The sequence below is a fragment of the Periweissella ghanensis genome (assembly GCF_918814755.1).
GTDB lineage: Bacteria > Bacillota > Bacilli > Lactobacillales > Lactobacillaceae > Periweissella > Periweissella ghanensis.
In genome coordinates this window covers 20,611-30,535 of sequence record NZ_CAKKNT010000025.1, presented here as the reverse complement: position 1 = coordinate 30,535, position 9,925 = coordinate 20,611, and the positions used below count along the sequence as shown (strand labels likewise).

Annotated in this window: 11 protein-coding genes; all 11 read left to right on the top strand. The window is 35.3% G+C overall.

The window, feature by feature from the left end; genetic code table 11:
• Positions 1–246 precede the first annotated feature (246 nt).
• The 11 genes from LQZ76_RS07945 to LQZ76_RS07895 all read left to right on the top strand — a co-directional run bounded on the left by LQZ76_RS07945 (position 247) and on the right by LQZ76_RS07895 (position 9,892).
• On the top strand, positions 247–1,137 hold the full coding sequence (locus LQZ76_RS07945) for an ABC transporter ATP-binding protein (RefSeq protein WP_230099192.1): 891 nt from the start codon (positions 247–249) through the stop codon (positions 1,135–1,137).
• Entirely contained in the window at positions 1,134–1,982 is an 849-nt protein-coding gene (locus tag LQZ76_RS07940) for an ABC transporter permease (protein WP_230099191.1), read from the top strand. Before LQZ76_RS07945 ends, LQZ76_RS07940 begins: the two co-directional genes overlap by 4 nt.
• A gap of 10 nt (positions 1,983–1,992) precedes the next feature.
• Complete coding sequence (locus tag LQZ76_RS07935) at positions 1,993–2,466, top strand: LytTR family DNA-binding domain-containing protein (protein ID WP_230099190.1); 474 nt, start codon at positions 1,993–1,995, stop codon at positions 2,464–2,466.
• An 8-nt stretch (positions 2,467–2,474) separates the two neighbouring features.
• On the top strand, positions 2,475–2,885 hold the full coding sequence (locus LQZ76_RS07930) for a DUF3021 domain-containing protein (RefSeq protein WP_230099189.1): 411 nt from the start codon (positions 2,475–2,477) through the stop codon (positions 2,883–2,885).
• Positions 2,886–3,169: 284 nt separating this feature from the next.
• Complete coding sequence (locus LQZ76_RS07925; RefSeq protein WP_230099188.1) at positions 3,170–3,796, top strand: sugar transferase; 627 nt, start codon at positions 3,170–3,172, stop codon at positions 3,794–3,796.
• Positions 3,797–3,824: 28 nt separating this feature from the next.
• Complete coding sequence (locus tag LQZ76_RS07920; protein ID WP_230099187.1) at positions 3,825–4,973, top strand: glycosyltransferase; 1,149 nt, start codon at positions 3,825–3,827, stop codon at positions 4,971–4,973.
• A gap of 12 nt (positions 4,974–4,985) precedes the next feature.
• Entirely contained in the window at positions 4,986–5,747 is a 762-nt protein-coding gene (locus tag LQZ76_RS07915; protein WP_230099186.1) for a glycosyltransferase family 32 protein, read from the top strand.
• 20 nt (positions 5,748–5,767) lie between these two features.
• A complete protein-coding gene (locus tag LQZ76_RS07910) occupies positions 5,768–6,751 on the top strand; it encodes a glycosyltransferase family 2 protein (RefSeq protein ID WP_230099185.1) in 984 nt (327 codons plus the stop codon).
• Between the two features lie 119 nt (positions 6,752–6,870).
• Complete coding sequence (locus LQZ76_RS07905) at positions 6,871–7,872, top strand: EpsG family protein (protein WP_230099184.1); 1,002 nt, start codon at positions 6,871–6,873, stop codon at positions 7,870–7,872.
• Positions 7,873–7,896: 24 nt separating this feature from the next.
• A complete protein-coding gene (locus LQZ76_RS07900) occupies positions 7,897–8,955 on the top strand; it encodes a polysaccharide pyruvyl transferase family protein (RefSeq protein ID WP_230099183.1) in 1,059 nt (352 codons plus the stop codon).
• A complete protein-coding gene (locus tag LQZ76_RS07895; protein ID WP_230099182.1) occupies positions 8,948–9,892 on the top strand; it encodes a glycosyltransferase in 945 nt (314 codons plus the stop codon). The genes LQZ76_RS07900 and LQZ76_RS07895 overlap by 8 nt, the downstream gene beginning before the upstream one ends.
• Positions 9,893–9,925: the final 33 nt, after the last annotated feature.

The following is a 9,925-nucleotide window of genomic DNA, read 5'->3' as shown; positions in this document are numbered from 1 at the left end:
TGCTCGCTAATTTATTCACTTTTTTCAAAATAAAAAAATTCCAGATGGAAATGATACTCATTTCCATCTGGAATTTTTATTTAAGAGGTAGTTATGTCACAACCCCTTTTTTACGCGGGTAATTACATTAACTTTTATCAAGTAAATTTGACCATATATAACCAAAAATTGGCCACTTATTTGGCTCTGGGGATGGAATTTAGTTACCTATAGTATACTAAGCACATACATAAAAGGAGAACTTAGATGAAAGAACTACTAGTAAAGCACTTAGTAAAACGCTATCAACAAAAAATTGCAGTTAACGACTTGTCATTAACCATTAAAGGCGGTCAATTTGTGGCTTTTTTAGGGCCCAATGGAGCTGGTAAATCAACAACCATTAATATGCTTACGGGTATGGCTCAACCAACTAGTGGTGAGATAAAAATGGATGGCCTAGCACCGACTAATCAAAAATATCGCCAAAAGTTAGGAGTCGTATTTCAAAATAGTGTCCTTGATGACGACCTTTCTGTAATCGATAATTTAAAAATTCGGGCAGGAATGTACCGTAATGTGTCGGATAGTTGGTTCAATGAGTTAATTTATGAATTTCAATTAAATGATATTTTAAAACAAAAATATGGTACTTTATCAGGTGGACAACGGCGACGGGTCGATATTGCCCGCGCCTTACTTAACCAGCCCGAGGTTTTATTTTTAGATGAACCTTCAACCGGATTAGACATTCAGACGCGGCAACTAATTTGGCAGGTCCTTGGAAAACTACGAACTAAAAATGCAATGACGATGATTTTAACAACGCATTATTTAGAAGAAGCCCAATCAGCAGAGATGGTCTATGTAATCGATCACGGTGAGTTAGTTGTCGCAGATACAATTGATAACCTTGAAAAGGGAATCTTAGGTGGTAAATTAACTTTATTTACAAAGGATATCAACACTTTGAAACAATATTTAAAAGATAAAACTATTGAAGTTACAAACGTTGGAATAATAATACAAAATATCACGAGTAAGGAAGTTATCGATATTTTAGTTGCTAATCAAAATATTATTGATGATTTTGAATATCAGCGTGTAAATTTAAATGATGTATTTTTGCAATTGACTGGTAATGAGGTGCGCAAATGATTTGGATGGTTCGACGTAATTTACAACTCTACTTTAGTAAGTTTAGTAACGTTTTACTTTCACTATTAGGAGCAATTATTTCAATTGTCTTATATTTAGTATTTTTAAAAGGTAATTTGATGAGTTCGTGGGCGGCATTACCGAATGCAACGACCATCCTTGATTGGTGGTTAATCGGTGGCACGATGGTGATTACGGCCTTAACGACGACGTTAAATAGTTTAAGCGTGTTTGTCGGTGATCGCGAACAACAGACGTTTAAAGATTTGGCTCTAACCGATGTTTCACCAAGTAAGTTACTATTGGGCTATCTTGGGGCGTCATTGATAATTGGGGTCCTTATGCAAATGGTCATGTTTGTCATTTTGAGTATCTATTTTGGTTTAACTGATGGTTTAAAGATGCAATGGCAACAATTACCCCAAGTCTTTGGGATCGCAATTTTATCGAGTCTCGTGTGGACGGCGTTTAATTTATTGGTAACTAGTTTTATTAAGCGCACTGATAACTTTGGCAAAGTTGGGACAATTTTAGCAACTGCCGCGGGCTTTTTTGTCGGAGTTTATGTACCGTTTGGTATTTTATCGAAGACGGCTAATCATATTATTCAGCTAACACCAGCACCATACAATTCAGCGCTTTATCGACAAATTTTATTACAGCAACCATTGGCAGCGGCTAATTTACCTAGTAAGACGTTATTGAGTTTGAAAAAAGATTTAGGTGTCGACATTGTTTGGCATGTTAATGCAACAACTGCCTGGCAAAATGGTATGATTTTAGGCATTTTTACGCTAATCTTCACGTTTAGTGTTATGATATTTGCACGTAAGCATTTAAAATAACAACATAAATATGGAAGGAAAAGATTACTACATGAAAGTAAACTTTACATCCAATGAACAATTGGCGCCTGATGAAATTGAGGTAATGGTTTCGGCAGCAGAAATAAATGGTGATGTGCTAAACTTGATGCAACAAATTCAAAATTTAACGCCACCTAGTACAACTTTACCGATAACACTAGAGGATCGGGTGGTATTATTACCAATCAGCGAGATAATTTTGATTGAAGTATTTGGGACTGAAATTTCAATTCAAACAACGTCCAAGGGGTATACGACACGGGGACAACTAAAGAAAATTCATGCCCGTTTACCGCACAAGACATTTATTCAAATTAGTAAGAGTGCACTAATTAATATCGAGCATCTTGAATATTTGGAGGCCGGTTTTTCGGGCAATATGACCGCTTTTTTAACCAATAATAATCGCGTCAGTGTTAGTCGGAAATATCTTCCAGAATTAAAGCAAATCTTAGGGCTGTAGGAGTTAAAATGATGCGAATTCGAAAATATATGCGCCATGGATTATTAGGGCTAGTTATCAGTGCAGCATTTACGATGTTGGGTTCATTAATTGAATGGCATCCGTTAGTAATTACGCCAGAACAAATTGTTGGCACATTTTTATTAGGGATTGTAGTGGGTGAACTAGCGTTAATTTTAGAAGCAGAAATTGGCTCATTTACAATACGTTTATTACTTCATATGGTGTTGACGTTGGGGGTGGTGATCGTTTTTGATTGGTACTTCAAATCATTGACTTTTATTTTTGCCCATCCGATAACGTTTGTCATTGAATTTTTAATCATTTATTTGATTGTCTGGGCAACAGTTCGATTATCCACTAAAAATGATATTGATTTAATTAATGAACAACTGGCTAATAACCGGCAAAAGAAATAAAATAGGGTATTCAACGTCGTGCGGAGTTAGTTTCGGACGACGTTTTGTTATTTAATATGGAAGGTTAATTCAATCAAAGGGGCAGTATGTTACAATCGAGAGATGTAAATAAGCGACATTTAGGCTTTAAGGGTTAGTAAATATGCAAAGCATTGTCTTTTTGTGCTTCATATTCTATGGTATTATCTATAATAGGTTTAAATTACGCTATTTTGTGCTTTTACAAAAAAGTGTAATAAGTAATACAAAAAATGATTTATAAAAATTTGGGAGGCAAAGTTACGATGTACAATAGCTTTGGCAAACGCTTAATAGACATTGTTTTATCAGCGATTATTTTGGTAGTTACATCACCGATTATGTTAGTTGCAGCAATTGCAATTAAGCTTAGTTCAAAAGGACCAATCGTCTTTAAGCAAACTCGTATGGGTAAAGATCATCAACCATTTAAATTGTATAAATTTCGTTCAATGCGAATTGACACACCAGAAATTGCATCAAATGATTTAAACGGGGATGATTATCATACAGCTGTTGGTAAGTTTATTCGGAAATTTTCAATTGACGAGTTACCGCAATTATTTAATGTTATTAAAGGGGATATGAGTATTATTGGTCCACGCCCAATAATCCTCAAAGAAAAAAATTTACTAGATTTGCGGCACCAAAATGGAGCTGAAAGTGTCCGCCCAGGTATAACCGGTTTGGCACAAGTTAATGGTCGTGATAACTTAGCTGACGAACCTAAAGCAAGATATGATGCCGAATATGCTAAAAATGTTTCCCTTAAAAATGATGGAAAAATTTTCATGAAAACAATCCTCTATGTTATTAAACGGGATGGCGTTGTTGAAGAACAGATAGACGACGATAGCACGGCTGGAACAAAGAATAATCATAAAGATAAATAGCTTGTGCTAATTGGTATTGGAGATAAAAATGAAAAAGGTTTTAATTGTTGCTGCAAAAGCAAACATGATTCGCCAGTTCAATCAACATAATATTTTAATATTACAAGAGCTTGGATTTGAGGTTCACGTTGGTACGAATTTTAAAGAATTTGGTTCAATGGATAATCAAGAAAATGATAAATTAATTCAATGGTTAAAAGAACATGACGTAACTAGTCATCAAATTGACTTTGGCCGTAAGTTAGGTTCTTTTAAAGCTAATTTTGTCGTGATTAAGCAATTACGGGCCATTATGAAAGATAAAAATGAATGGGCCTTTATGCATGCTCACTCACCAATCGGTAGTGTCCTAGGTCGCATTGCTGCTAAGTCGCAAGGAGTGAAAACCATGTACACGTCACACGGTTTTCACTTTTTTAAAGGCGGGCCTAAAAAAAATTGGCTGGTATTTCCAATCGAATGGTTACTAGGTTTCATTACTGATCAATTAATTGTGATTAATTCGAATGATTTAAAAATTGCTGATTATTTACCAATTGAGAATGTTGAATACATTCCAAGCGTCGGGATTGATGTTAAAAAGATGATGGCAATTACATCAGAAGAACGTGCAAGTATGCGAAATGAAAAGCGTGCAGAACTTGGCCTAAAGCCAGATGATTTCGTGTTATTGCATGTTGGTGAACTTAGTAATTTGAAAAACCAACGCATTGTGATCGAAGCGATGGGTAAGATTAATAATCCCAACTTGAAGTTTATGATTGCGGGTGTAGGTCCAAATCATGATGAATATTTAGCATTAGCTAAAGAATTGGGCTTAGAAAATCAATTGAAATTACTTGGATATCGTAATGATATTCAAGCGTTGCACTTTGCAGCTGATTTATTTGTGTTCCCATCACGCCGTGAAGGCTTTGGGTTAGGTGGTTTTGAAGCATTAGTTGATGGCTTAAAAGTTATCGGCACGAAAAATACGGGGATGAAAGACTTTATTATTGGCCCAGCATATGGTGAATTGATCGATACAACCAATGTTGATGCCGTTACAAATGCCATTGCAACGGTTATGGCTCATCCCGAAAAACCAGGTGTGGGCATGGATAAAAACTTCATTGAAACGTTCGATAGTAGCAATGTCGACCGGATTATGAAGTCTATTTATAGTAAATTTAAGTAATTGGAGTTAAAGATGATACCAAAAATTATTCATTATGCATGGTTTGGTGGCGAAAAGCCTGAAAAAGTACAAAAATGTATTGCTAGTTGGCACCGGTTAATGCCAGATTGGGAATTCATGGAATGGAACGAAAAAAATTGGGATATAAATCAATATGCCTTCGCCCAAGAAATGTATGCTGAAAAAAATTGGGGCTTTTTAAGCGATACACTACGTTTTGATGTTGTATATCGCTATGGCGGCTTTTACTTCGATACTGATATGTTGATGACAAAGCCAATTACTGACGAATTTCGTGATGCCCAAAATATGTTTTGTTTTATGTTTGATAATGCATTACACACCGGCTTATTTGGGGCTGAAAAAGAGACCCCGGTTTTTGCTGAAATTCTTAAAATGTATCACGAAGAAAAATATGAAAATGTGTCGTCATTAATTCGGGTAACGACTAATAATCCGATAATTACTAAAATGTTAATGATTTTATATCCTGAATTTAAACTAGATAATACTAAACAAGTTCTAGGAACAAGTCATAATGAAGTCGTAATTTGGCCTAAAGAATATTTTGTCTACCCATCGTTTAATCGTAAAATCAGCTATACGGAACACTTATTTACAAATTCATGGAGTACAGCTAATTTGGGCACTTGGGGCATGATAAAAGCGCTCTCAAAGTTAGCACTCGGCAAAACAATTTACGGTAAGATTAGTGCACATCGGGGTAAAGTCAAACCGCATAAGGGTGGCGTTATTATCAAAGAAATGAAATAAAAAGAATAGGGAAAATTATTATGCCAGACGTATCAGTGATTATTCCGGTTTACAATGGGATTAAATTCGTTGACCAACTGATCAATAAGCTAAAGGACCAAACGCATCAAAGTGTTGAATTCATAATTGTTGATGACGGTTCAACTGATGGAACAACGGAACACTTAAAACAACTAACGCTTGATGAGCGGTTTAAGGTGCTTTATAAAACCAATGGTGGGGTATCAGCAGCCCGTAATTTTGCGATTGCGCAAAGTAGCGGAACGTATATTATGTTTATTGATGCTGATGATGCGCCGCTACCAACAATGGTGGCAGCCTATCATGAAAAAATTGTAAATTCTAATAACGATTTTGAATTTTTTGAAAGTCAAAAAGTTGATTTTGCAGGGACAAATTTAGGCCCAATTGGGGCTTATCATGCGGAACAATTAAATCGCAGCGTTAGTCGAAATGAGATGTTTGCTTATATTGGTCAACAATTTGTATTCGGCTACCCATTCTTATCAATTTCAAAAGCGCAACTTTGGTCTGATACATCCTTTGATCCGACCATTAAATATCAAGAAGATACGTTAGCATTGGCTAAAATTTTAGCTCAAAAACCAGATTTTAAAGCTGGTTTTAACAAGGAAGTCCATTATCTTTACTTACAAAATCCTGAAAGTGCTTTGCACCAAATGCCAATTTCAGGCTACATTGATATTTTGAAAGTTTCAGAATTGATTATTGGTTATGCCCAATCAGCTAAGATTGATTCGTTGAGTCTAAAAGTGTTAAATGGGTTAAAAATTAGTGGCTTAATGTCATTATTAGCGGTTGCTGCCTTAACTGGCGACAAAGCGACCTTTAAAAAATATCGGCCAATTTATTTAAAAGAATATCGGAAAACCATTTTCCCTGAGGCAAAAGTTAAGCTTCGGAAAGCAATTCAATATTTCGCCGTGCTATTTAACATTAAGGCGGTTTTAGTGTCAGCATATAAAAATATTTATAAAGTATAGGGATAGGATGATTTATGATATATCTTTTATCGGTTATTAGCTCACTTCATTTGAGCTTTATTAAAAATAAAAAACAGATTGGTTGGTCGCTATTATTAATTGCATATCTAGCATTTTTAATGGGAGCAGTAACTCCAGGGCATTCATTTGATACGTATGCCTATCAATTAATATATTCATGGACCCCCGGCTCACACCGGTTTGAACCAGGTTACATGCATTTGTCATATTTTTTCTTTAAGTTAGGATTGCCATATGCAACGTTTAGATTGAGTTATTATGCAGCAGCAATGCTCATTCTATGGTGGGCGGTAAAACGCTTTGGCGGTAACTTGTTAACGTATTTCAGTATTTTTGCCGTCTATCCATTTTTAGTGGAAATTACCCAAGTTCGTAACTTTGGGATGGTGGCCTTGGTAGCATTGGCGCTTTCCTTTTTGAAAGGCAAACAAAAATGGGAATGGGTTGTAGCGGTATTACTATTAATCTTAGCCTTTAATTTCCAAGCTTCTGGGATGCTATATTTATTATTACCATTTTTCATGTTCTTAAAAGGTACGACGATTCAAAAGATTGTTGAGCGAGGTTACTGGATTTTACTAGTGATTACCACAATAATTCACTACTTTGTACCGGTTGGCTTTGCAAATAAATTAGTATACGTTGCCTTTAGAATTGCTGGTCGTAAACCATCTGATGCATTTAGTCACTTTGGTGCCGGAAGTTCATTTTCAATTGCAATTGGTTACTTTATCTTTTTAGGCTTAATTGTATATGTTTGGAAATACTTTATTAATCGAACACCGGAAATTTTAGATGATCGCCGATACAAAGTCTTGTATTCGGTAATGACGATTGCGGTATTAGATATATTATTAATTTCATCATCAATTGATTTTGAACGCTATATTCGCGATGGATTTACGTTCTCGCTAATTGCTTTTGCCATGTATGAATATGAATACGTTAATAATCCACGGATTAAACGGATTTTCTGGACGTTAATGGCGATTTTATTGGTTATTGGGACGATTGTTTACAAGTACTGGTACCCAGGTCAAACGGGCCGCTTACAGTTTGTAATTTATCTAACCCAATTCTTCCCTAACCTTAATTGGTAGGAATTATTAGAAAGAGATTTTTATATGGATTTAAAATATTTTTATACGCGTTTTGTGTTTAAAGTACTTAACAAATTGAATAAGAAGTTGCCGGTGCGGAAAATTCGTAGTAAGAAACATCCTAAGGTTTATTTAATGGGAACCGTTGAATACATGAATTATGGGGATCACGCAATTAACTTAGCTGAAAATAATATTTTAAGTGATTTAGGCTACGATGTAATTAGTATCCCTGAATCAGTCTTGGATGAATCTTTGCCGTTAATTCAAGCAAATTTATCACCTGATGATTTGTTCTTCTGTCAAGGGGGCGGTAATATGGGCGATATCTGGCCATTACAAGAACGTTGGCGTCAAGCAATCTATCGGGCATTCCCGAATAATCGGATCGTGGTGTTCTCATCATCCGTCAATTTTGATGGTATGTCACCCATGTTATTAGATACGCAAGCAGCAATTAAAGGGTGTACTAATATTACCTTTTTAATGCGTGATCAATTTTCATATGATTTTGCCGTTAATAATTTTCCAAATAATGCAAAGGTTCATTTAGTGCCAGATATGGTCATGACATTGGCAAAAGCTAAGTCAGATCAAATGCGGCAAAATATCGTGACAACCTTTTTACGTCGGGATGTTGAGAAATTAGCCGATGATCGTATTAGTAATCTGGTTAATGATTTACGGCAACAATTTGAAGTTATTGATCGAGATACGGTGTCAGATTACTGGTATTATATTACGCCACAAAACCGTGAATGGTTCTTTGATATCCAATTGCGCGAGTTTCAAACTTCAAAATTAATTGTTACCGACCGCTTACACGGAATGATTTTTGCGGCAATTACGAAGACACCAGCAATTGTTTTTGACAATAATAATCATAAGATTTATCACTTATACCATACTTGGCTTAAGAATATTAAATTTATCAAGTTCATTGATCAATCAATGAGTCAAGACCAAATCAACCAAGCATTTACGGAATTGATGCAAAATCAAGATTTCGAGTTTCCTAATGAAGACTTTAAAGCTAAAATTATGGCAGTTTTATCAGAACCAGTAGGTACTTCGCATGAATAAGCAAAAAGTTTCGATTATTGTACCAATCTATAACGTCGCTGATTTTTTACCAATGGCGATTGATTCATTGATTAAGCAAACCTATGATAATCTTGAAATTTTGCTGATTGATGATGGTGCGACTGATAATTCAGGTGCGATTGCTGATAAATATGCGCAAATTGATTCACGAATTCAAGTCTTCCACAAAGTAAACGGTGGTTTATCGGATTCACGGAATTTCGGTTTACAAAAAGCGACTGGTGAATACATTTACTTTTTTGACTCTGATGATATGTTGGATAGTAATTTTGTTACAACCGCAATTACTGATATAACACGGAATGGTGCTGATATTTTCGCTGGTAATTACCGCTTGATTGATGAGCAAAATCAACCAAGTCCAATTGGGCGTAAACAAGGGGCCAGGGATGAAGTTAAAACGGGATTTGCAAGCTTAGCATTATTACTTGAAAATCAAATGGATAGTTATGTTTGGCAGTTTATGTTCAAGCGGAGTATCTTAACGGAAGCACCGTTTGCATTTGAACACATGTTGTACGAAGATTTAGTTGCGACTCCGCAATTACTCATGCGAGCCAAGCAAATTGTATTTAATAGTCAGCAGCTATATCAATATCGAGTACGGCAAACTTCAATCGTGCATAGTACATCGTTAAAAAAATTAACTGATTTACAATATGGTGTCGATTACTTTACTGATTTTATGCGTGAAAACCTTAAAGCAACCGAACAGCAGTTAAACAACTGGCGTTTCCCGTTACTTTTAACGTTATACGTTGGTTTTATTAAGTTTCCCAATGAAGTTACGTCAGCACAATTAAAGGCGTTAAAACACGAAATTATTAAAGCCAAAAAAGATGTGAAAAACATTACGAATATTGAAAAGGTGAAATTTTATCTGATCAAGTTTAATTTAGTTAAATTTGTACGATAAAATTTTTCTACTTTAAAATAAGAATTAAAGAGG